The 24045-nt window shown below is 45.3% G+C and carries 19 protein-coding genes; 8 read left to right on the forward strand and 11 right to left on the reverse strand.

Features of this window, described 5'->3' with window-relative positions; translation table 11 throughout:
• The first annotated feature begins 164 nt into the window (after positions 1 to 164).
• Complete coding sequence (locus tag FOT42_RS04475) at positions 165 to 875, forward strand: SDR family oxidoreductase (RefSeq protein ID WP_151889387.1); 711 nt, start codon at positions 165 to 167, stop codon at positions 873 to 875.
• Here FOT42_RS04475 and FOT42_RS04480 read toward each other — a convergent pair whose 3' ends face one another.
• The 4 genes from FOT42_RS04480 to FOT42_RS04495 all read right to left on the reverse strand — a co-directional run bounded on the left by FOT42_RS04480 (position 876) and on the right by FOT42_RS04495 (position 9555).
• On the reverse strand, positions 876 to 3605 hold the full coding sequence (locus tag FOT42_RS04480; RefSeq protein ID WP_151889388.1) for a PD-(D/E)XK nuclease family protein: 2730 nt from the start codon (positions 3603 to 3605) through the stop codon (positions 876 to 878).
• A 66-nt stretch (positions 3606 to 3671) separates the two neighbouring features.
• On the reverse strand, positions 3672 to 5111 hold the full coding sequence (locus tag FOT42_RS04485; RefSeq protein ID WP_151889389.1) for an OmpA family protein: 1440 nt from the start codon (positions 5109 to 5111) through the stop codon (positions 3672 to 3674).
• 113 nt (positions 5112 to 5224) lie between these two features.
• Positions 5225 to 6418, reverse strand: coding sequence for a glycine C-acetyltransferase (gene kbl / locus FOT42_RS04490; RefSeq protein ID WP_151889390.1), 1194 nt, complete (start codon positions 6416 to 6418; stop codon positions 5225 to 5227).
• A gap of 14 nt (positions 6419 to 6432) precedes the next feature.
• Entirely contained in the window at positions 6433 to 9555 is a 3123-nt protein-coding gene (locus FOT42_RS04495; protein WP_151889391.1) for a UvrD-helicase domain-containing protein, read from the reverse strand.
• A 120-nt stretch (positions 9556 to 9675) separates the two neighbouring features.
• On the opposite strand from FOT42_RS04495, the gene FOT42_RS04500 reads away from it, so the two are divergent.
• Positions 9676 to 10284 carry a superoxide dismutase gene (locus FOT42_RS04500; RefSeq protein ID WP_151889392.1) on the forward strand — a complete coding sequence of 203 codons (609 nt, stop codon included), beginning with the start codon at positions 9676 to 9678 and terminating at the stop codon, positions 10282 to 10284.
• 625 nt (positions 10285 to 10909) lie between these two features.
• Here FOT42_RS04500 and FOT42_RS04505 read toward each other — a convergent pair.
• The 7 genes from FOT42_RS04505 to purN all read right to left on the reverse strand — a co-directional run bounded on the left by FOT42_RS04505 (position 10910) and on the right by purN (position 18454).
• The gene (locus FOT42_RS04505) at positions 10910 to 11770 is read right to left on the reverse strand and encodes a hypothetical protein (RefSeq protein WP_151889393.1); all 861 of its coding nucleotides are present in this window, start codon (positions 11768 to 11770) and stop codon (positions 10910 to 10912) included.
• Positions 11771 to 11860: 90 nt separating this feature from the next.
• Positions 11861 to 12211 (reverse strand): hypothetical protein, encoded by a 351-nt coding sequence (locus FOT42_RS04510; protein WP_151889394.1) that lies wholly within the window; start codon positions 12209 to 12211, stop codon positions 11861 to 11863.
• Between the two features lie 5 nt (positions 12212 to 12216).
• Positions 12217 to 13761, reverse strand: coding sequence for a DUF6973 domain-containing protein (locus FOT42_RS04515; RefSeq protein WP_151889395.1), 1545 nt, complete (start codon positions 13759 to 13761; stop codon positions 12217 to 12219).
• Positions 13762 to 14200: 439 nt separating this feature from the next.
• Positions 14201 to 16099 carry an amidophosphoribosyltransferase gene (locus FOT42_RS04520; RefSeq protein ID WP_151889396.1) on the reverse strand — a complete coding sequence of 633 codons (1899 nt, stop codon included), beginning with the start codon at positions 16097 to 16099 and terminating at the stop codon, positions 14201 to 14203.
• Positions 16100 to 16143: 44 nt separating this feature from the next.
• On the reverse strand, positions 16144 to 17070 hold the full coding sequence (locus tag FOT42_RS04525) for a PfkB family carbohydrate kinase (protein WP_151889397.1): 927 nt from the start codon (positions 17068 to 17070) through the stop codon (positions 16144 to 16146).
• 187 nt (positions 17071 to 17257) lie between these two features.
• Positions 17258 to 17890 carry a ribonuclease H1 domain-containing protein gene (locus tag FOT42_RS04530; RefSeq protein WP_151889398.1) on the reverse strand — a complete coding sequence of 211 codons (633 nt, stop codon included), beginning with the start codon at positions 17888 to 17890 and terminating at the stop codon, positions 17258 to 17260.
• Positions 17891 to 18454, reverse strand: a complete 564-nt coding sequence (purN, locus tag FOT42_RS04535; RefSeq protein ID WP_151889399.1) for a phosphoribosylglycinamide formyltransferase — start codon at positions 18452 to 18454, stop codon at positions 17891 to 17893.
• 162 nt (positions 18455 to 18616) lie between these two features.
• On the opposite strand from purN, the gene FOT42_RS04540 reads away from it, so the two are divergent.
• From FOT42_RS04540 to FOT42_RS04565, 6 genes are all read left to right on the forward strand, one after another.
• The gene (locus FOT42_RS04540; protein WP_009778413.1) at positions 18617 to 18850 is read left to right on the forward strand and encodes an acyl carrier protein; all 234 of its coding nucleotides are present in this window, start codon (positions 18617 to 18619) and stop codon (positions 18848 to 18850) included.
• Positions 18851 to 18950: 100 nt separating this feature from the next.
• Entirely contained in the window at positions 18951 to 20201 is a 1251-nt protein-coding gene (gene fabF, locus FOT42_RS04545) for a beta-ketoacyl-ACP synthase II (RefSeq protein WP_108422421.1), read from the forward strand.
• 9 nt (positions 20202 to 20210) lie between these two features.
• Positions 20211 to 20948, forward strand: a complete 738-nt coding sequence (gene rnc, locus FOT42_RS04550; RefSeq protein ID WP_151889400.1) for a ribonuclease III — start codon at positions 20211 to 20213, stop codon at positions 20946 to 20948.
• A gap of 112 nt (positions 20949 to 21060) precedes the next feature.
• Complete coding sequence (locus FOT42_RS04555) at positions 21061 to 21525, forward strand: IPExxxVDY family protein (protein ID WP_151889401.1); 465 nt, start codon at positions 21061 to 21063, stop codon at positions 21523 to 21525.
• A gap of 2 nt (positions 21526 to 21527) precedes the next feature.
• Positions 21528 to 22970 (forward strand): pyruvate kinase, encoded by a 1443-nt coding sequence (pyk, locus tag FOT42_RS04560; protein WP_151889402.1) that lies wholly within the window; start codon positions 21528 to 21530, stop codon positions 22968 to 22970.
• Positions 22971 to 23106: 136 nt separating this feature from the next.
• A complete protein-coding gene (locus FOT42_RS04565; protein WP_151889403.1) occupies positions 23107 to 23955 on the forward strand; it encodes a helix-turn-helix domain-containing protein in 849 nt (282 codons plus the stop codon).
• Positions 23956 to 24045 lie beyond the last annotated feature (90 nt).

A 24045-nucleotide genomic window follows, 5' to 3' on the forward strand; every position in this document is an offset into this window, starting at 1 on the left:
TTCAAAGAATTTTCATCCAACCTTTCGAGTTGTTATAAATGTAGTGCTTTTCGGCAGGAAACGAATGCGCAGGAATGATCACCGCAAAATTAACCATCCTTTAGGATGGATTTTTTGCTTGGGGCCATTTCATTTCCCAACTTTGATATATAAAAAGAATGATCATGGAACTGAAAGGTAAAGTGGCCTACATCACGGGAGGCACCAAAGGAATAGGATACGGAATTGCGGAAAGTCTTCTGGCGCAGGGCATGAAAGTGGCCATCAGCGGAAGGAGCGCCCAAAGTGTGGACGCGGCCATCAAGAAACTGGGCGATAAGGACCGAGTGATCGGACTTGTGTCGGATGTGTCCCGATTGGAAGACGAGAAAAGGGCCGTGGAGGCCATTATTGCTGCGTGGGGACAGTTAGATGTGGTTATGGCCAATGCTGGGGTCGGACACTTTGCACCGATTGATGAAATGTCGGAGCAAGATTGGCACCAAATGATCGATACCAATCTCAACGGGGTTTTCCATACGCTTAAAGCCTCTGTGGAGGCGTTAAAAAAATCGGAAGGGTACTATATGACCTTGGCCAGTTTGGCGGGCACCAACTTTTTTGCCACTGCTGCGGGCTATAATGCGACCAAGTTTGGCGTGGTCGGTTTCACCCAAGCGGCCATGTTGGACCTCAGACAATACAATATCAAGGTAACGACCATAATGCCCGGTTCCGTGGCCAGTCATTTCAATGACCATGAGCCATCGGAAAAGGATGCCTGGAAGATTCAGCCGGAAGATATTGGAAAACTTGTGGTGGACCTTCTGTTGATGCATCCCCGAACTTTGCCCAGCAAAATTGAGGTGAGGCCCACGCGCCCCGACCTCAAATGATCAGTCCCTTTTTTCGGTCAAGGGCAATTCTGCTTCAAAAATGTCCATGATCAGATTGTTGAGCCGGTTTTCAAAGGAGACAAGTGTATCTTGATTGATAAGGGTATTTTTATCCTCAACAAACGAGAAAAGCCCCTGGCTTAGATTTTTAAAGGAATAGATACCGGCGAATAAAGGAGTTGTTCCATGTTTTTTGTGGAACATATAGGCATAGCAAAGCAATTGAAAGGCCTTGCTCTTGTCATATTCAGTGATGAGCTCTTCCCAATCCGTTATTTTGACGTTTTTGGGTTCCACCTTCCCTGTTTTGTAGTCAATGATCCTAACAGTCCCATCGATTTCATCCACACGGTCCAAAGTGCCTTTCAATATTACGGGAAAATCAAGGCCAGGAATGTTGAGCGAAACCTCATATTTTTCCTCCAAGGCCAGAATTTTGATATTGTGCCTCTTGACTCGTTGCAGTTCCATGTTGATGAAATTCTGTAGGTATTTTATGATCACATTGTAGACCAACAGGAACTTTCCTCTGGAAATGTCCACACCCGCCAGACTTTTTTGAAAATGTTGGGTGACAATCTTCGGAATTAGTGCTTTTAGGGGAGACACATTTTCTGAAGTTAGGACGGAATTGATGAGTGGGGTGTACAATTGTTCCAAACTATCGTGCACAATGGTGCCGAAGGTATTTGCGGCAATGTTTTCCTCAACTTCATCCAGGTCATTGATTTTCAATATGTTCCTTTTGTAGAAATCTATTGGATTCTTGATGTAATTGGCCAGGGACGTGGGAGAAAATCCCTTTGCGGCAAAGGCCTTTAAATCTTCCATCAGCACTGCACCCTTATCGATATGCAAAAGTGGCCTGGCATCTATTTTGATTTCCGGGGCCGCAATGGAGTGCTCCACATAGGGCCGTATGTTCGCATCCGTCAGTAATTGGGTAATAAGCCGGCTTTTTTCCCCGCCTTCCAATACATCTGGTTCTGTGTTATAGATGATGTGCACATTCTTTGCCCGTTGTATGAGCCGATAAAAGTGATAGGTGTAAATGGCGTCTTTTTCCTTGTAGGTGGGCAGGCCATAATCCCGCTTTACATCAAAAGGAATGAAAGAATTGTTGGATTTGCCCGATGGAAGAATGCCCTCATTCACAGAGGTGATGATCACGGTTTCAAAGTCGAGGTTCCTGCTTTCCAACATGCCCATCAGTTGAAGCCCGGTAAGGGGCTCGCCGATAAAATCCAAGGTTTCCACGGATGACAGCTGCTTGAATAGATTTTTGATGGATTTCAGTTCCGCCATGAAGTCCACTTTTTCCAAATATTGCCCCAATTGGTTGAAAAGGGTATGGAAGCGGTAGAGATATTCCAGCTCCAATGCATTTTCTTGGGATTGAAAGATGGTTTTCAGCTGTTGAATGAGCATAAGGCAATGATCTACCCATTCTTTGGGCGAAATGGATTTCTCGGGGAACATCACTGCCAATAGTTCTTTTGAGCCATCATAGGTGGAAAGCATATCTGGTGACACATACAGCCAATTGCCCTCTTTGATATCCTTCGCCAATGCTTTTGCAAAATCGGTTTTTTCGGAAACAGAAAGTACTGACACATACGGATTTGAAATGAATTCCAACACGTTTTTGTAGAACCAGCCCCTTTCTGAAACGTTCAGGCAAAGTTCCAGATAGGTAAGGAAGAACGAATGCAGTACGGTTTTGTGCAGCGGGTAGCCCATGGTAATGTTCACTTCGCGAATGGCTGCCGGAATGGCCTTGAGCATGGGGTCCAACAGGGTTTCATCTGCCAGTACAAGGGCAGTGTTCTTTAGGTCGATCTGCTCGTTGGTTGTCAAATTGTGGAGCAGTTGTCCCACAAACTTTGTTTGTGAGATGTTTTTGGGAACCCCGGTAATGGATATTTTTTTGGGCGACAGGAAACTATCCTGTGTCGTTATTTTGGGTTGGTTTTTGAGATAGGGCCACTCACGTTGGTAATTTCTGATGAAAAGCCCGGCATCGTGGATGGGGTCGTTCAAGAAGTAGGCGTCAATGTCCCAATAGATGTGTGCATTCCCCTGTTCCAGATAATGTTGGATGATTTGGGACTCTGCATTGTTCAGTGCATTGAAACCGACAAAAATGACCGGATTGGCACTGGATGCTTTTGTCTGTTCGGACAAATTTTGAACGGCCATCCTTTGGATGAGACCCTGATAACCCGTTTTTTGATTTAGAAGTGCTGTGGTAAATTTCCCGTAAATGTTCTCCAATTTGCCCCAAAGCTGAAGATAATTCTCAACGAGTTCCGTTTTTTCCTTTTGCAGGGACCAGTGGTTGAGTTCCTTGATGGCAGAAAGGTAGTTGAGGATGTCTTTGGCAGGGATCAGATAGCCATCAATCTCATTGAAATCGTGGAGAAGCGTCTGTCCCCATTTGATAAAGGAGGAGAAATCCTCGTGTTGACGGATATCGGCATCTTTATAAACGGCATATAGGTTGAACAACAGATCCACATTACTGGACTGTGATAGTCCGGTCAGGGCTTCTATGAACTCTTGTATGGATAGGGTCTGTGGACTGAACACACTCTTGGTCAGTCTTTTTGAAATGTGTTTTTTGAGGAAGGTCCCCGAACGTTTGCTGGGCAGCACGAAGATGCATGATGCAATGGCCAATTGCTTTTTCTCTAGGTCGTCCAGAACATGTTCAAGGAATGTAGTGTGCATGTATAAAAGTAAAAAAGGCCCCCGAAAAACGGGAGCCTTTTGAAAAGAAAACTTTGGGTTTCCTTATTATTTTACCAAGTTGATTTCAACTCGTCTGTTTTGCTTTCTACCAGCAGCTGTATTGTTGGTGGCGATAGGCTTGGCCTCACCGTAACCAATAGCGGTCAATCTGCTAGAAGAGATTCCTTTGTCAATCAAGAAGCTTCTTACTGAGTTAGCTCTTTCTTCAGAAAGTTTTTGGTTCAAGCTTTCGCTACCAACGCTGTCAGTATGACCTTCTACAGTGAACTTAGCGTTAGGATACTCGTTCAAGATTTGGATGATGTCAACCATTACAGAAGTAGACTCTGCTTTGATGGAAGATTTACCAGTATCGAACAAGATAGTTCTAGCGTAGTCGTTCAATTGCTTCTGAACTTCTTCAGTTACTTCAGGACAGCCTTTGTTGGCAACAGTACCAGCAACTTCTGGACACTGATCGTCTTTGTCAAGTACACCGTCACCATCGGTATCAGGCCATGGGCAACCTTTGTTGGCAGAAGGACCAGCTTCGTTAGGACAAGCGTCATCTTTATCAGCTACACCGTCACCGTCAGCATCAGGACATCCACCAAGGGCAGGAAGACCAGCTTCGTTAGGACAAGCGTCATCTTTATCAGCTACACCGTCACCGTCAGCATCAGGACATCCACCAAGGGCAGGAAGACCAGCTTCGTTAGGACAAGCGTCATCTTTATCGGCAACACCGTCACCGTCAGCATCAGGACATCCGTTCATTTCTTTGGAACCAGCTTCGTTAGGACAAGCATCTTTGGAATCTTCGATACCATCACCGTCAGAATCAGGACATCCGTTGAAAGCTTCCAAACCAGCTACTTCTGGACAAGCATCGTCTTTGTCATAGATACCGTCACCATCAGTGTCAGTACCACCAAATTTGATGCTAAGACCAGCCAGGTGTTGGAAATGCTTAACCAAGTAATCTTCGAAAGCGTGCTTGTACTGTGTTTGAAGGGTCAAACCGATGTTTTCAGAAAACCAGATGTTCAAACCAACACCTCCGTTTGCAGTACCGGCACCAATTTCATCAACCCAAGTGTAACCACCACCAATTTCAACGAAAGGATCGATGGTTGTGTTCTTGAGGAAGTTATATTTAATGGTACCATCTATAGCGTAGTGTGAAAGGTCATCTACAGAAACATCACCGATTTTTTCGATTCTGTTCAAGGAACCTCTAGCTCCAACAGAGAATCCGTCACCGATGTACTTGGACACACCTACGTAAGATACAGAAGGCAAGATGTTCCAGTGGTCAGAGACGTTGAAGTACTCATCGAACAACGTGGTACTTGAAAACGGGTTGTTTTCATCATTGGTAGGATAAGCATCTATTGCATTCACTCCAATGCTCACTTGCCATGGATTATTCTCGTCTTGCGCTTGTATGTTGTTAAACCCTACAAATACTAGGGCAACAACCAATAATTTGCTAAGATGTTTCATGCTCAAAATTTTAAGTTTAAGTGTTTATCAGCTGCAAATGTAAGTTGTTAAAAACTATTAACAAAATCAAATATTCTTTTTTTTTAACGCATTACATGGAACTTTTATAGCATTTAAACGATTTTTAGGGATTTTCCAACTTTGGTGAATGCATTTATTGCATGGTCCAAATGATGCTTTTCGTGGGCGGCCGATAATTGTACTCGAATCCTTGCCCTTCCTTTGGGGACCACCGGATAGAAGAAACCGATGACGTAGATGCCTTCTTCCAAGAGCATATCGGCCATTTTTTGGGACAATTTGGCGTCGTAGAGCATCACGGGAACAATGGCAGAATCCCCATCAATGATGTCAAACCCCGCTTCCTTCATCCCTTTTTTGAAATATTCCGTATTGCTCTGGAGTTTGTCTCGCAGCGAAGTGTCCTTATCCAACATCTCAAACACCTTAATGGACGCCCCCACTATGGCGGGTGCCAACGAATTGGAGAACAAATAGGGCCTGGAACGCTGACGAAGTAACTCAATGATTTCCTTTTTTCCTGTGGTGTAGCCACCCATGGCACCTCCCAAGGCCTTTCCAAGGGTACCGGTAATAATGTCGATGCGGTCCATGACGCCCTTTTCCTCCAGGGTTCCACGGCCAGTCTCCCCAATAAATCCAGCAGCGTGGCACTCGTCTATCATGACCATGGCATCGTATTTATCGGCAAGGTCACAGATCTTGTCCAATGGCGCCACAAGCCCGTCCATGGAAAAGACACCGTCGGTCACAATGATCTTGAACCGTGCCCCGTCTTTCACACTTTGCTTCAACTGCTCCTCCAGATCGGCCATGTCGTTGTTGGCATACCGGTAGCGCATGGCCTTGCACAACCGTACTCCATCTATGATGGAGGCATGGTTCAGTGAATCGGAAATGATGGCATCCTCCGCGGTCAACAACGGCTCGAACACCCCGCCGTTGGCATCGAATGCCGCTGCATATAATATGGTGTCCTCCGTGCCATAAAAAGCGGCGATTTTTTGCTCCAGTTCCTTGTGTATGTCCTGTGTGCCGCATATGAACCTTACGGACGACATCCCAAAACCGTGCGTGTCCATGGCATCCTTGGCCGCTTGGATCACATCGGGGTGGGAGGACAGCCCCAAATAGTTGTTGGCGCAGAAGTTGATGACCTCCTGCCCCGTGGAGATCTTTACCACGGCCCCTTGTGGCGAGGTAATGATCCGTTCTTTTTTATACAGGCCCGCTTCTTCGATTTCTTTCAACTCTTGGGCCAAATGTTCTTTGATTTTACCGTACATATCTTTAATTCATTTTACACAAAAATAGGTTCTATTTGCTGGTCAATATAAACAATAATGGAATCTTTGATGGAATAGCCCATTCCTTCCAGGATATCCGCATATTGCACGATCTGTTCCTTGTGGGAAGGGGAGGGCTTTCCTGTTTTATAGTCGATGATGGTGGCTTCATTTTTAAAAATGACGATTCTGTCCGGGCGTAGCGAAGGGCCATTTGCCGTGAGGATTTCCTGCTCGTTCCATATTTGGGGACCGTCCTGAAAGAAAACCTGCAACTTGGGATGGTCCACTACGGCCATGATTTTTTGTTTGATGTCAACAACGGCCTCTTTGGAAAAATGCCCTTCCCGCTCCAGTCGCTCCAGAACAGGATCGACATCGGCCGCCGTTCGGATTTGGCTCAATGCATAATGGACAAGGTTCCCCAGTTCAATGGCCTCCACGCGCCCATCGTCCCACATACGGCCCGATTTGGTGGAAATGGTAAATGCCGCATCCGCTTTGGGGCGGGTGATGTAGGGAATATGGTTTTCGTTGGAAATGGCTGGGGTACTGCCCTGTTCCTTTTTTGGAAAAGTTCCGATGGTATATACACCAGAGCGGCTTTCAGGAATGCCCTTTTGCTGGATATACCACAGAAAAAGGTCGGTATATGAAGTGGCAGTGTCAATGGAAGAAGTCGTTTTGGCCGTTTCCGAGATCACGAACAGGCCTTTTACCGGACGGGTCAGGGCCACGTAGAGCACGTTCATCGAGTCCAACAAGGTTTTCTGCTCTTCCTCCACATATTTCAGCTGGGCAATCTCATTGTACTCCAACATATCCTTATTGTTGGTGATGAGAAACTCATCAAGGCCCAAAACCGTTTCATTTTGTGGAACGGGCACCCACGATTTCTTTTTCTTTCGCTTATCGTCCAGTACGGCATTGGCAAAGGGAAAGATGACAAAGGGAAATTCCAGCCCCTTGGCCTTGTGGATGGTCATGATCTTCACCGCATCCACACCATCGGGTGCAGCTATGGACAGGGATTCTTTTTTCACCTCCCAATACTTAAGGAAAGCATAGATGCTGGGACCTTGTCTTTTTTCCAGATCCAGGACCTCGTCCATCAAAAATGAAATATGGGCCACTGAGCCTTCGGCGAGGCCAAAATATACAATGGCCTGCTCCAGGATATTGAAAACGGACGTTCCCTTCAATCGATCGATATGGAAGCCATACCCGTTGGCCAGAAAATGGGCCACATGGTCCAGGTTTTTTGAAATGATCTGGTGTCTTTCCGAATTTTCTTTGGAGAGGTATAATAAAATATGGTATGCCGCTTCCCGGTCCTGTATGTTTTCAAAGATCCGGAGAATGGAGATCAAAAAAGTCACTTTGTCGTTGTTGTCCAGCAACAGGGCGTCCGAGGAAATGATGGGGATGTTCTGTTGCGCCAAGAAATCGGCCAACAACATACCTTTTTTATTGTCCCGAACCAGTACGCAGATGTCTGAAAAAGCATGCCCTTCCAAAGCAATCTTATTGATTGTTCCCAATACTTGGGCACAGTATGCCTCATCCTTGTTTTCCACATCCTTGTCCAAAAAGGACAACTGGACATAACCGCCGGGCCTATGGTTCGTATTTTGGTGGGAGTCGTTCAAGAAGAGGTTTCGATAATCCTCATTGCCAAGAACGGGTGCCACTTCTGTAAAAAAACTATTGTTGAAGTCCACGATTTCATCACAGCTCCTCCAGTTGGTGTCCAGGGAATGGATACTGGGCTCCACGGCAAAAGGATGTGCCTTTCCAGTGAGCAGGTCAAGGAATTGCTCGGCCCTTCCGCCCCGCCATCGGTAAATGGCCTGTTTCACATCGCCCACCAAAAAAAGGGAGCCCCGTTCCTGTCTTTCGGTCTCGCTCTCCAATGCGTTGCCGATCAGTGGCACCAAATTGTCCCATTGCATTTTGGAGGTGTCCTGAAACTCATCAATAAAATAATGCCGATACTTTTCGCCCATCCGTTCATAAATGAATGGCACGGGTTGGTCCTTGATTTCTTTGGAAAGAATTGAATTGAGGGAGGAAATGGGAACAATGTCCCTGTCCAGTTCAATGTTCTTGATCTCTTTGGCGATTTCGTTCAGGACCGTCATGGGGACGATATTGCCATATACATTTTTCAGATAGCTGTGCCGATAGACGAGTTGCTTGATGGTCAGATAGTGCTCCAAAATGAAAGCGGCCAGACCGGACACCTCCCTTTTATCCGCAGCTTTGAGCAATTTGCCATCGATAAGATTGCTTTCCAAGGTTTTACTCGTATAGATGTTTTTGGGGTTGAATTCCCCATCCATCATTTTTTGGAAATGATTGGGCAGTGTCTGTCGGGGAAAATCACCCATATTGAACCCTTGGCGTTCTATTTCCTGAAGTACGTCTTGGGCAAGTTGTTTAATCTTTTCCTCGATGACCTTGGTTTCCGATGCCAATAGTTGTTGGATGTCCTGGAAATCTCCAATGGTTTTGGTGCGCAGTGGGTCAATATGTTCCGCATGGTTTTCCTGGAACAACAATTTCCCGATTTCCACAAGGTCATAGGCAATGTTCCAGCTTTTGTCATCATCGATTTTCTCGAGGGAGAAGGCAATCAGGACCTCGGTCAGTTTTTCATCATCGCCCGCCCGCTCCAGCAATCTCCCCACAGCTTCTTCCAAAAGAAGGGCCAGATTGAGCTCTACCTCAAAATTTTGGGAAATCTGAAGATCACGGGCAAAGGTCTTGATGATCTTGTGGTTGAATTTGTCAATGGTCGATATCTCAAAAAAAGAGTAATTGTGGAGAATGCGCTTCAGGATCAATGAGGCCTTTTTTCGCAATTGGTCTTCGCTCAGGGAAAGCTCATCACAAAGTGAGCGGAACAAGCCTTGCTGTTTTTCGGGCACGGGGTCCTGTCCAAAAGCATAGAGATTATCCAAGATCCGGGTCTTCATTTCGTCCACGGCCTTGTTGGTAAAGGTAATGGCCAAAATTTGACGGAACTTCGAAGGGGAATCATTGGAGAGCAACAATTTGATATATTCCTTGGCCAGGGCATAGGTCTTGCCCGAACCTGCCGACGCACTGTATATTTTAAAATGTGATGCCTCCAAGGAGATTTTTGTTGCAAAATACGGATTCCGAGCTTTAACTTAACAGGGTTTTAGCGGAATATGTTTGTTAAAACCCGTATTTTTACAGGAATTAAGTACTAACATAAAAACACAAATATTATGGCTTTTGAATTACCAAAGTTACCGTACGCGTACGATGCGCTGGAACCACATATAGACGCTAGGACCATGGAGATCCACCATACCAAGCACCACAACGGCTACACGACCAACTTGAACAATGCCATTGCAGGCACCGATCTGGAAGGAAAGGACATCATGGACATTCTGTCCAACTTGGATATGAACAACGGAGCCGTGCGAAACAACGGTGGAGGATTTTACAACCACTCGCTTTTCTGGGAAGTGATGTCCCCGAATGGAGGTGGCACGCCAAGCGGAGACCTTGCCACGGCCATCAATGATGCTTTTGGCTCTTTTGATGCCTTCAAGGAAAAATTTGCCGCAGCTGCCGCAACCCGTTTCGGTTCCGGGTGGGCTTGGCTATGTGTGCACAAGGGTGGAAAATTGGAAATCTGTTCCACACCCAACCAAGACAACCCCATCATGCCCAATGTTGGCTGTGAAGGACAACCCATTTTGGGATTGGATGTCTGGGAGCATGCTTATTATTTGAACTACCAGAACAGAAGGGCAGATTATATTTCGGCCTTTTTCAATGTGGTGAACTGGGATAAGGTTTCAGAAAACTACAAGGCCGCGAAATAGCGGAAAAGCATTCCTTAAAATGAAAAGCCGTGCACTTGTGCACGGCTTTTTTGTTTCCAGGCCATTGGTAAATAGAAAAGGGCGAGGAAGCCCCCGCCCTTTTCGTCCCAAATCTTACCATAAACTTAACCTACTTATGCTATGGCGGGACTAAAATACTGGTATTGTGTAAAATAACAAAGGCTTTTGGGGAAATTTTTGCTTTTTGTGGAAAAAAGAAAATGTGCAGTTCGTCGATGAAATGGATAAATCCTTGGTAGTCAAACATAAAGAAGGCGGAGCATGCTCCGCCTTCTTTCCCCAAATCTTACCATGAACTTAACCTACTTATGCTATGGTCCTCCAAATGTACGCCAAGGGGCAGCCGGCCCGATAAATTTTTGGATGAAACTCTCTTAAATGCGTTGAAGTGTACAACTTTGGTTAATAATTGACATTTGTCAAGAAAAGAAGTGATTTTTCGGATTGGGAAGGGTAGAAAATAAAAAAGGTGGAATCTCTTTCCACCTTTTTTTGACAAGACTTCCATTATGTACCTGTATTGGCCTCTTGTTGCACTAGGAGCTTTGATTTGGCTATCAGTACCAGTTAAATGATGCTTTTTTGAATTCTTTATATTTTCTTCCTACCTGTAATTTATATCATAAGTCGTTTTGCCGACCAATCCACCATTCTCAAAAATTTTCTTAACAATTACGTTCCCTTCGTTATCATATGTATATTCATAACTTTTAAGTATACCAATTGTATGACCGTTTTCGTCAAGAGAGAAGCTCTTAATAACATCCCCCTGGGCATTGTATTGATAAATAGTGGTGTGATCTATGATCTTATTTTGGGTTATGATTTCTGTTTTTGTTATGCGCCCTTTTTTATCATAGTGGTTCCTTAAATAATTTTCATCGTAGTATTCTCTTGAATCACTTGAATGTTCGACGGGAACAGTTTGTATCGTGACAATTCCCTCTTTGTAGTCATATTTATATTCTTCGGTCGAAGTTTTTCCTGATGAAATCCTATGTCTTTTTACTTCAACAGGGTTGTTTTTCTTGTCATATTTTACCGATAGAATAAAAACCAATGTGTCATTTTCGAAATCCCTGGTCTCAATTAAATTCCGCCTTTTATCATATTTGTATTCTTTCCTGTCCCTTCTGCCATATACATTGGATTCAATAGAGGTCAATAATTTATCTTGATAATGGAAATCGGCAACAATGGGTCTTTCCCTTGATTTAGAATACAGATAAAGGTCCATTTGCTTTAAGATCTTATTATTTTTGTTTAAAAGAATAGTGCTTACGGTTCTTAATATCTCTGTATTGCCCGTATTCAGGGAATCACTGTCGTAACCAACATCCGTTATCACCATTTTTTCTACCTTTCCCCTCAAACCAGGAATTGTTTCAAGTTCAAATTCCTTTATATGCAAAGGCTTGCACATGACCATGAGGGCCGCCACTAAAATATAACCTACTGTCTTCATTATTGCTTTATGTCTTATTACCAATTATAGAGTCATTTGGTCTTCTACTAGCTAGCATTGAGTAACGTTGCAATCTGTTGACTCTTTTATCTAAAGCCCATATTCAATTTCCAGTTTTCCTTTGGTTGCCCTATAGGGGTCAAAAGCCCAAATTAAAGTATCCTTCCCATAATAGTCTGCATTCAAAAGTGTATCAATTTCTCCGGGCGGTATCATGTAATGGCCTCCATAATTTACCATCTGGATTTTGATAGTATCGTTGACATTGCCTTTAATTTTAATTATGTAACCCACATAGGTTTTGTTTTCATATGGGATAAGTGTATCTACTCGTTTTTTAGAAAAATCAGTAACAACGAAATTTCTGTGATCTCCGCAATTTTTACAATCACAGGACAAGAATAAGATGGATAAAAGAAAAATAAATAATACCTTTTTCATTTTGTTTAATTTGTTGGGATTAACTGCGATTGGTTGGTTGCCCTTCCACTTGTGCCACTTCCCTGAAGATTTGACAAGTACCTTAACTCACCATTTACCATGGCATCCTGAATGCTTTCCGATAAGGAATCATAACCATCGGACAGCCAGTTTCTTTTATTTCTACCCACTGCATTGTTGAACAGGTCCATTTGTACTTCTTTAAAATAATTGGGGTAATTCGGTGGAGCAGGCTTATCTTCATGGGCGGTTGCCAAGTCCTCTGCCAATGTGGCCCCCAATAGAATAGCATTTAATCCATTAAAGTAGGTATGCCTGAAGGCGTCCCCCTTTCCATTGTAGAGGGAATTTGGATAGAGATTTTCAGACTCCCATGTTGCTTTTTGTGCATTTAGCAGATAACCAAGCTGTTTAAACCTTGTCATGGCATCGAATATTGTTCTTTCAGAAACAGACATTCTCCCTTTGTAGTCTTGTTCAAAATCTTCTAATTCCGCATTGTCAAAATCTATGAATGTCTCAACTGCGTAGTCCTTGGCTTCTGGTGAAGTGTTTATATCTAAAAAGTTATTGATTTCTTCCGCCATATATGGATTCTCTATCAGATAGGACAGTTCTGAGTGACCCATTGAATAATTGAGCCGGTGGTTTAGCACTACCATCTCATCGGCAAGTGTCTTTGCTTGGTCTGAAAAATTGTGTGCATCCAAGAAAGTGGCCATCTGTTTCCTAAAGGTATCGGATGCTGCATAAAACCAAGATCTTTCTGTTAAGGAGAGGGAATACTTCACAAAGTTCTTCAGTTCAAGGGTAAGATCGTCACCAATGGGTGAGTTGTCAAAATCATCCCCAGGGTCGGGTCCTCCGCCCCCGCCTCCTCCACCGCCCCCACCGCCAGGACCTCCTCCACCGTCCCCTCCATCATCGAACCAGACACAATTGGTCTGGTTTACGGTATAGGTGCGGCCATCGTTGGCGGCCAGGCAGGCGGCCCCCGCAATGTGGGTGCCGCCCCAGGAACAATAGGTCACGGTGACGGAATAGCAAAACTGCACCTGTTTGGAGGCGATGTCAAGGCCTTCCGTGTCCAACAAGGGGGTTATCTTTGGGTTGCCCGCATAGGAGAATGAGCTATGAGCCTCCATCAGTTCGGCATAGTCAGTAAGGTATTCGAGCAGGAATGCTTTAGTGGTATTGTTACTGTCTTTGAATACCACAAGGTTCTCGAAGCGTTCCAGATCCAGACTGTCACGCTTTACAAGGAAAATGTAAGTTGTGCGTCCGTTCCTCTCCAGCCTTTTGATTCTTGAGGAATCAATCGTAAAGTTGTATAGTTCCGCTTTGTCAGCAAAACTACCTTTTGTGGGATTCTTGACCTTTTGGAATACTTCCGATATGAGTGACTTGTCGCTTATCTGTCCAAAGTTGATTTCTTCAATAGAGAACTCTTGTTCTTTTGCGGCTTTTTCAGGGATTCCCTCCTCTTTTTCGCAACCGCAAAACATCAGGACCAATAGTATTGCCGATAGTAGGTCTTTTAATTGTTTCATACTTGTCAAGCTTTAAATTAATAATAAGATCTGGGGGAATCTTTAAAGCATCCACGGCAACATGTTGTAAATGAACATTGTGCTCATATACGGTTCTGCTGCACTGGGCAAGTATGGGGATTGTGTGTTGGCACAAGATAATAACTATGCCCCAATCCCCATTGGACAAAAACCTTAAAAAAACCGGGGTTTTCCCGTAATCCTTTGGTGAAAGTTGTATCGGAGTCGGAGGAAACAGAACTGAATGGGGATGGTAGAAAATAAAAAAGGTGGAAGAAATTCCACCTTTTTTGCCCCAAATCTTACCATGAACTTAACCTACTTATGCTATGGCAATACTAAAGTAGGATTGTGTCCTGCCCATCGTATAAAAAGCCGCTAATCTACTCGTTTCATCGATGAAATGCACACTCTTATATGGGCCGATGGATATATAGAATCAATAAGCCCTTTCGTTCTTCCCTTCAAAGAAGTTGATGAAGGCCCGGTTCACCACGCGGTTGCCGCCAGGAGTGGGATAATCCCCTGTGAAATACCAGTCACCCAAATTTTTGGGGCAGGCCTCGTGCAGGCTTTCCACGGTCTGGTAGATGATATCCACTTCGGCCTTTATCCCTTCTGGGCTCAATATCTCGGCAATCTTTTTGGAAATCTGCTCTGGTGTGAACGGGGCATAGAATTCCTTCACATAGTTGACAACATCCTTGTCCTTGGATTTCAACTGCGTAAGGCATTTTTCGTAGATCTCCTTGATCTTATGTGTGGTCCCTTGCTCTTCATGCAAGGCCTGGGCGGCCTTAAAGGCCACAAAGTCTTCCAACTTGGCCATGTCGATACCGTAGCAATCCGGATAACGGATTTGCGGTGCGGAGGAGACGACGATGATTTTCTTGGGCGAGAGCCTGTCCAATATTTTTAGGATACTCCTTTTTAATGTGGTTCCCCTCACGATACTGTCATCTATGATGACGAGGTTGTCGGTCTCCTTCACAGAGCCATAGGAAATGTCGTAAACGTGGGTCACCAGATCGTCCCGGTTGCTATCTTGGGTAATGAAGGTGCGCAGCTTGGCATCCTTTATGGCAACTTTCTCGATCCGTGGCCGTACATCCAAGATTTCATGCAGCTGTTCCCCTGTTATATTGGGGCCCAAAGCCAAGATCTGTTGCTCCTTCTTTTTGTTGAGATAGCTCTGGGCCTCTTTTACCAATCCAAAGAAAGAAGTCTCAGCAGTGTTGGGGATATAGGAGAACACGGTGTTGGGCAGGTCGTCATTTATCGATTTCAGGATTTGGGGGAAGACCAGCTTCCCGAGCATTTTTCGTTCCTGATAGATTTCCTTGTCACTGCCACGGGAAAAATAGATGCGCTCAAAGGAGCAGGCCTTACGCTCCAAAGGTTCCAAAATCTCCTTGATGGAGACGGAGCCGTTTTTCTTCACGATGATGGCATGCCCTGGGTCCAATTCCATGACATCTTCAAACTTTACATTGAAAACGGTCTGGATCACGGGCCGTTCCGAAGCGACCACCACCACTTCATCATCCTTATAATAATAGGCGGGTCGGATACCTGCGGGGTCACGGACCACGAAACCGTCCCCATGGCCCAAAAGCCCACCCATGGTATAGCCGCCGTCCCAGTTTTTGGAAGCTTTTTTCAATATCTTGGCCACGTTCAGGCGTTCCGCGATCAATGGGGAGGCCTCCCTTTTGTTGTACCCTTCCTTTTTGATCTGTTTGTAGAGTTTGGCCACGGCATCGTCCAAAAAGTGACCTATCTTTTCCATAACGGTCACGGTGTCGGCCATTTCCTTGGGATGCTGTCCCAGTTCCACCAGATTGCCAAAAAGCTCGTCAACGTTGGTGAGGTTGAAGTTGCCCGCCACGATAAGGTTACGGTGCATCCAGTTGTTCTGCCTCAAAAACGGGTGAACACTTTCTATACTGTTCTTTCCAAAGGTGCCATAGCGCACATGCCCCATCAAAAGTTCGCCGATGTAGGGGATGTTCTTTTTTTGCCATGGCACATCGTTTACATGCTCTGGGTGCTCTGCCAATGTGGTGTTGATCCTGGCATTGATCTGATCAAAAATATCCTGGATGGGCTGTTGGTTGGCGGAGCGTACCCGGCTCATATAGCGTTCTCCAGGGTTCATGTCCAACTTTATGCTTGCAAAACCGGCACCGTCCTGTCCGCGGTTGTGCTGCTTCTCCATCATCAGGTACATTTTGTTCACTCCATAGAAAGCCGTACCGTACTTTTCCTTGTAGTATTCCAGGGGTTTAAGCAAACGGATCAGTGATATTCCGCATTCGTGCTTAATGGCATCACTCATAACAAACCGAATAAAAAAAGCCCCGAAAATTTCAGGGCGGGTATTTATGTTAATTCAATATTGAACTGTGTCAATTCCTTAAACTGCATCAAACGGGCCTCCACCTCGTGTTTTTTCAGTTCCACCATGCGTTCGGTACCAAAACGTTCCACGCAAAAGGAAGCCAAGTTGGAACCGTGTATGATGGCATTTTTCATGCTCTCGAACGAAATGTTCCCGGCCTGGGTCAAGTAGCCCGCAAAACCACCGGCAAAGGTGTCCCCGGCACCCGTCGGGTCAAAAACCTCTTCCAAAGGAAGAGCGGGGGCAAAGAAAATATTGTTTTCATGGAACAAAAGTGCACCATGCTCCCCTTTTTTGATGACCACATACTTGGGTCCCATCTCTTGGATCTTGGCAGCGGCCTTCACCAGGGAATATTCCTTGGTCATTTGTCGGGCCTCCTCATCATTTATGGTGATGACGTCTATTTTGGCGATAACGTCCATAAGCTCATCCCATGTGTGGTTCATCCAAAAGTTCATGGTGTCCAGTATAATGAGTTTTGGTCGTTCTTCCATCTGATTAATTACACTCAGTTGGATATTGGGGTGGAGATTTCCCAACATGACCACATCCGCATCGGCAAAACCATCGGGAACGATGGGATTGAAGTCGGCCAAGGTGTTGAGTTCGGTCACCAAAGTGTCCCTCGAATTGAGGTCGTTATGGTATTTGCCCTGCCAAAAGAAGGTCTTTCCCCCTTTTACCACTTCTACCCCGGAAAGGTCGATGTCCCTGTCCTTCAAAATATCCATGTATGCTTCGGGAAAATCCTCGCCCACCACGGAGACGATGGCGGACCTTACCTTGAACTGGGTGGCGGCCAGACCGATGAACGTTGCGGCACCTCCCAAGATCTTGCCTGTTTTTCCAAATGGGGTCTCAATGGCATCAAAGGCCATACTTCCCACGATCAGCAATTTGCCCATTCGTTAAAATTTGGTGCAAATATACGTTTTGATATTCCATATTGGAATCATTGGTGAAGGATTTAAGAAAAGAGGGTAGGTACGCGTTCAACCCCAAGCATAAGTTCAAATTCAGTTCAAGGATGTTTTTAAGGACAAGATTTTTCCAAGTCTTATGTCTTACGTCTTTTGTCTCAAGTCTCAAACTTCATTTTCTGCCAAAATCTGCGGGAATCTCACCCCATGCCTTGGTCTCCCATTTCACGATGGGGGTGGTGTATCGGTTTTTTTTCAGCCAGTCTTCGGCGCGTTCGATGAGCTCAAAAAGGTTTGCGTTTTTGGCCGTCTTGTCCAGTTTGGTGCCACATTTGCCCTTTCGGACCCAACCGATGGCAATCCTCGAATCGGAATACAGGATGCGATCGCTTTTTTTCTGCTTTAAAAAAGCAAGACCGTGCACCAATGCCAAAAACTCCCCCACATTACTGGTTCCCTGCTCAAAGGGCCCTTGGTGGAACAGCACCTTTTTGGTCTTGGTGTCCACGCCGCGGTACTCCATTTTGCCCGGATTGCCACTGGAGGCAGCATCCACTGCGATGGAGTTATAGTTGGGGTCACCTATTTTGAGAAGCTCTTGTGGCGAAAGTTCCGATTTGCCTTTTGTGGTACCCTTATAATCCGAGTAGTTGCCGTTATAGGCCTTTTTGGCCTCGGCGAAGGTGGGAAACGATTTGTATTGGGCGCCCTTGAATCCCTCTATCTGTGCCCTGCAATCGGCCCAGGACTCAAAAATACCAGGGTGCTTGCCCTTCCAGACCACATAAAACTTCTTTTTTGCCATTTATATAAGGAGTTTTTCAATCACCTTCGGGAAATGCTCATATTCCAATTGGTGCACTTTTTGGGCAATGCTATCGGGGTTGTCGGAAGGTTCCACGGCAGTTTTTGCCTGGAAGATGATGGCACCTTCGTCATAATGTTCGTTTACATAATGTATGGTAATGCCCGTTTCCGTCTCACCATTTTCTTTTACAGCCTGATGTACCCGTTCCCCATACATGCCCTTTCCCCCGTATTTGGGCAATAGCGCAGGGTGTATGTTGATGATCTGGTTGGGATAGGTGTCTATGATGTTTTGGGGGATCTTCCAAAGGAAGCCGGCAAGCACGACCATATCGGTTCCAATCCCCTTGAGCAATTGGACCACTGTGTTCGATGCCATAAAAGCGGACCTATTGAAGTAAAAAGCAGGAATCTGTAGCCTATCGCACCGCTCCAGCACTTTGGCGGAACTCTTGTTCGTAAGTACGGCAGCCACCTGGATCTTTGGGTTTTCCGTAAAATAAGTGATAATGTTTTCTGCGTTTGAGCCACTGCCCGAAGCCAAGATAACAATTCGTTTCATTGGGTTAGGAATTGACGTGATTTTGGATTAACTTCAAGCGGCTAAAGTAATGTACTGAGCCTTAAGATGTTTAATTTGGGACACAATTTATCGACAAATAGTGTATTTAATCCAAAGTTTTATATTTTTGCCAACGATTAAATTTTTAAAACCACAATAATTATGTCAGACATTGCATCAAGAGTAAAGGCTATTATCGTTGATAAACTGGGCGTTGATGAGAATGAGGTTGTAGCTGAAGCTAGCTTTACCAACGATCTAGGTGCGGATTCCTTGGACACTGTTGAACTTATCATGGAGTTTGAGAAAGAATTTGATATCCAAATACCAGATGATCAAGCAGAGAACATCGCCACTGTTGGTCAGGCCATTAGCTATATAGAAGAAGCTAAATAATTTTATGATATATCGCTAAAGATTTTAAATTATCCATGTGGTGATTATCGCATGGATAATTTTTTTTATAATTTAGGTCTAAAGGGTAAAAAATAGTTCAATGCAGTTAAAGCGAGTTGTGGTTACCGGAATGGGGGCACTTACTCCAATAGGCAACAATTTGGAGGCTTATTGGGAAGGACTACGGACCGGAAAGAGTGGTTCTGCACCCATCACATATTTCGATACCGAGAAGTTCAAGACAAAATTTGCCTGTGAGCTGAAAGGGTATAACCCCGAAGATTATTTTGATCGTAAGGAGGCAAGAAAACTGGACAGGTTTGCACAATATGCCCTTGTCTCTTCGGATGAGGCCATTGCAGACTCTGGAATCGACCTCAATGTAGTGGATAAGTTCAGGGTAGGTGTTGTTTGGGGAGCCGGTATCGGCGGATTGGAAACCTTCCAAAATGAGGTAATCGGGTTTGCCGAGGGAGATGGCACGCCCCGTTTCAACCCCTTCTTCATCCCAAAAATGATCGCGGACATCGCACCAGGGAACATTTCCATCAAGCATGGGTTCATGGGGCCAAACTATACCACCGTTTCGGCCTGTGCATCGGCGGCCAACGCCATGATCGATGCGCTCAATTATATCCGTTTGGGCCATTGCGACGTTATCGTGACCGGAGGAAGTGAAGCTGCCGTTACCATGGCAGGTATGGGTGGTTTCAATGCCATGCATGCCCTTTCCACACGGAACGAAAGCCCCGAAACGGCATCCAGACCTTTTGATGCCACACGTGACGGCTTTGTTCTTGGAGAAGGTGCAGGTGCACTGATCCTGGAAGAATACGAACACGCCAAGGCAAGAGGGGCGAAGATCTATGCCGAAGTACTCGGCGGAGGCCTATCCAGCGACGCTTATCACATGACCGCCCCACACCCAGAAGGTATCGGTGTGGTCAAAGTAATGGAAAACTGTCTACAGAATGCAGGGCTGAAACCTGAGGACGTGGACGCCATCAATACGCACGGAACATCCACCCCACTGGGCGATGTGGCCGAGCTCAAAGCCATTTCCAAGGTGTTTGGCGCACATGCACCCAACATCAACATCAACTCCACCAAATCCATGACCGGTCACTTGCTCGGAGCGGCAGGGGCCATTGAGGCCATTGCCTCCATTTTGGCCATGGAACACGGAATGGTACCACCGACCATCAACCATAGTGTGGTGGACGATCAGATCGATCCTTCGCTCAACCTGACGCTCAACCAGGCGCAGAAGAGGGAAGTAAACGTGGCCATGAGCAATACTTTTGGTTTCGGAGGGCACAATGCGTGTCTGGTATTCAAAAAATTGGGGTAGTTTTGTAACATGAAATTCACCTCCAAAATATTCAATTCCCATCCCAGCTCGGATGGGGATTTTTTTTTGGGAATGAAAAAGATTCTAGGGTTCAAGCCCAAAAATCTGGAGATCTACAAAAAAGCTTTTCTTCACCGTTCCGTCAATAAAAAGGACGCCAACGGCAACCCAATGAACTATGAACGCTTGGAGTTTTTGGGGGATTCCATGTTGGGGACCATCATATCAAAACACCTGTACAATGAGGTGCCCGAAGGGGACGAGGGTTACCTTACCAAAATGCGTTCCAAAGTGGTGAGCCGCAAACATCTGAACGAGCTGGGGAAAGATCTGGGACTTTTGCGCTTTGTGGAGAGCAGGATACCCAAGACCCATTTTGGGGAAAACATCCATGGCAATGTGTTCGAGGCACTCATCGGGGCCATTTATCTGGACAGGGGCTATCCCTATTGCGAAAAATTCATCCATGAAAGGGTCATAGAGCCCTACGTGGACATTGAGCAATTGGAAGGCAAGGTCATCAGTTACAAGAGCCTCGTGATCGAGTGGTGCCAAAAACAGAAGACGCCTTTCAGTTATAATGTCTATGAGGACACTGGCAATGACGAGCTGAAACATTTTGCGGTAAAACTGACCATTGGAGGGCGCATTTTGGCCAAGGCAAGGGCCACATCCAAAAAGAAAGCCGAAGAAAAAGCATCGAAGCGAGCCTATTTTGCCCTACAGAACAAAATGGAAAATCAATAACATTAAAAAAAGGTAAACTCAATCGTTTTCGAAGGGTTTAACAAGTGTATTGTTTTGTATTGACTAGGCATTCAATTGGATTAAGAGTATATTTACATTTCGTGTTAAGGGCATGATGACAACACATAGGATATCGGCAGACTTATATGACGATAGTTTCAGGCTCATCGCCATACACAGTGATTTGGAAGATTATGCAATGACCTATGCCATAAATTCCAAATGCGGATTGTATTTGAAAAGGATGAAAATAGACCTTCATCTGGATGAAAATCTATCTTTTTCTGTGTTTGACTGGGACGATGGGATGAACGATATTTATTGGACGCTGATTTCGAACAAATGTGTGGTCGAGGAAGTTATACCTTCAGGAGGTCTGTTTGAGAACAACGTTTCCGCAAGGACCGATCATCTGATCAAGGAACGAAAAGAGATCGATTATTTCCTAAAAGTGGAGGCGGCCGATGAGGCCACACTTTCCCAAAAACTAAGGGACATCAAAAAGATAGACAGGGTTATAACAGCATACCCTTTGGAAACACAGACATTAAAATCAAAAAGAAACTTAATCTTTTAACAATGCCAACTAGAAAGAAGACTAAAATTGTAGCAACCTTGGGACCTGCCACCAGTAAAAAGGAAACCCTCAAGGCGATGATCGAGGCAGGTGTGGATGTTTTTAGGATAAACTTTTCCCATGCATCTTATGATGATGTAGCGGAAAGGATCAGAATGATAAGGGAACTGAATGAAGAGTTGGAGGTGAACACATCCATCCTGGCAGACCTTCAGGGCCCCAAACTGAGAGTAGGGGTAATGGGGGGCGAGGCCGTTGTGGCCCCAGGTGATGAAGTGGTCTTTGCAACAGGGGAACCTTTCGAGGGAACCGCCCAAAAGGTCTATATGAACTACCAGAACTTCCCCAAGGACGTAAAACCTGGGGAACGTGTCCTATTGGATGATGGTAAACTCATTTTTGAGGTAAAGTCTACCAATGGGGAGAACGAGGTGACGGCTACGGTGATACAGGGAGGTCCCTTAAAGTCAAAAAAAGGGGTGAATCTGCCCAACACCGCTATTTCCTTGCCCGCACTGACCAAGAAAGACATAAAGGATGCCATTTTTGCCATAGAACACAAGGTGGACTGGATGGCTCTTTCCTTTGTACGACATGGGCAGGACCTTATCGACCTTCAAGAACTGATCAAGAAACATTCCGATCATAAAATCCCCATCATTGCCAAGATAGAGAAACCCGAAGCGGTGGAGAACATTGATCAAATCGTTACGCACTGCGACGGACTTATGGTGGCCAGGGGCGATTTGGGTGTGGAAGTGCCCGCCCACGAGGTTCCATTGATCCAGAAAAAACTCGTATTGAGGGCCAAAAAAGGCAGGATACCCGTAATCATTGCGACCCAGATGATGGAGACGATGATCACTAGCCTTACGCCGACCCGTGCCGAGGTGAACGACGTGGCCAATTCGGTCATGGACGGGGCCGATGCCGTGATGTTGTCCGGTGAGACTTCGGTAGGGAACTATCCTGTACAAGTGATCGAAAGAATGGCAAGCATCCTGACCAGTGTGGAAAACTCCAGTTTGATCAAGGTGCCACAGACACCACCACATATCAGGACCAATAGGTTCATCACCAAATCGGTATGTTACCACGCTGCCCTGATGGCAAATGAAATCCAAGCGAAAGCCATTTCCACACTTACGAACAGTGGCTATACGGCCTTTCAGATATCGGCTTGGAGACCCAGTGCCCACATTTTGGTGTTTACCTCCAACAAAAGGATATTGACCCAACTGAATCTGCTTTGGGGGGTCAAGGCTTTTTACTATGATAAGTTTGTATCTACCGACCAGACCATAGAAGATGTGAACCAGATGGCCTGCAAGAAAGGTTTCTTGGAGGTCGGGGACATGTTGGTCAGCTTGGCGGCCATGCCCATCAAGGACAAAGGAATGGTGAACACTCTTAGGGTGACCGAGATCACAAGCTGCAATTTTTAAGTTTACGGTATTCCTTACTATAATAGCGGGACCTTAAGTTTTTTCAAAACTTGGGTCCCGTTTTTTTTACGCCTGTTCCAACTGTAAGTTTGGTCGGGCCGGCAAGACTAATTTTTCAACTGACACCAAACCACACATGAGGTACGAGTACACGGATCAAAAATTAGGGGCCGTTCTGGGTCTTGCCGAGGACTTTAAAAATGATAAAGAACGGTTTTCCGACACCTCGAAGACCATCAAGTTTTTATGGAACAGGAATGAGCAGGCGCTGACCATTGAAGTGGATGGAGTGCCCTTGGAACTTTTGCCCAACCAGTTGATCACGGTCACCTATTTACAGCATGTGTCCCTCGCCAAGACCACGTTACCGCTTTCGGCCATTCTTTTCAACAGGGAGTTCTATTGTGTTTTTGACCATGACAGTGAGGTTTCCTGTAATGGGATTTTGTTTTTTGGTACACAGGATGTGCCCATCATCACTTTGCCCAAGGAGCAACTGTCCAAGTTCAATTTGTTGTACGACATGTTCGTGGAGGAATTTTCCACCCCGGACAATATCCAGGGGGATATGCTTCAGATGCTCTTGAAACGTCTCATCATCATGGGCACCCGATTGGCCAAGGAACAACTTATCGTCCAAACGCTGGACAATGAACAGATCGATACCATCCGGAGGTTCAATTTTTTGGTGGACCTGCACTATAAGACCAAAAGGAGGGTCAGCGATTATGCCGATATGCTCTTTAAGTCGCCTAAGACCCTCTCCAATCTGTTTGCCATCTACAACCAAAAATCCCCACAACAGATCATCTTGGACCGCATTGCCTTGGAAGCAAAACGGCTGATCAACTACACCGATAAGCAAAATCAGGAAATTGCCTTTGAACTGGGGTTCAACGACCCTGCCCATTTCAGCCGATTTTTTAAGAAAATGACCCAAATGACCCCCTCCGAATACCGCGGAAATCCCGTTTTGGGCACCTAAGGGAAAATTGGGCAAGCCATCGGGAAATTGTTCCTAACCCTTACCCCTTCTTTCGCAGCATCTTTGCCATGTAATTCAAATCAAGGTAAA

Origin of the sequence: Flagellimonas hadalis (assembly GCF_007785775.2) — a bacterium.
GTDB lineage: Bacteria > Bacteroidota > Bacteroidia > Flavobacteriales > Flavobacteriaceae > Flagellimonas > Flagellimonas hadalis.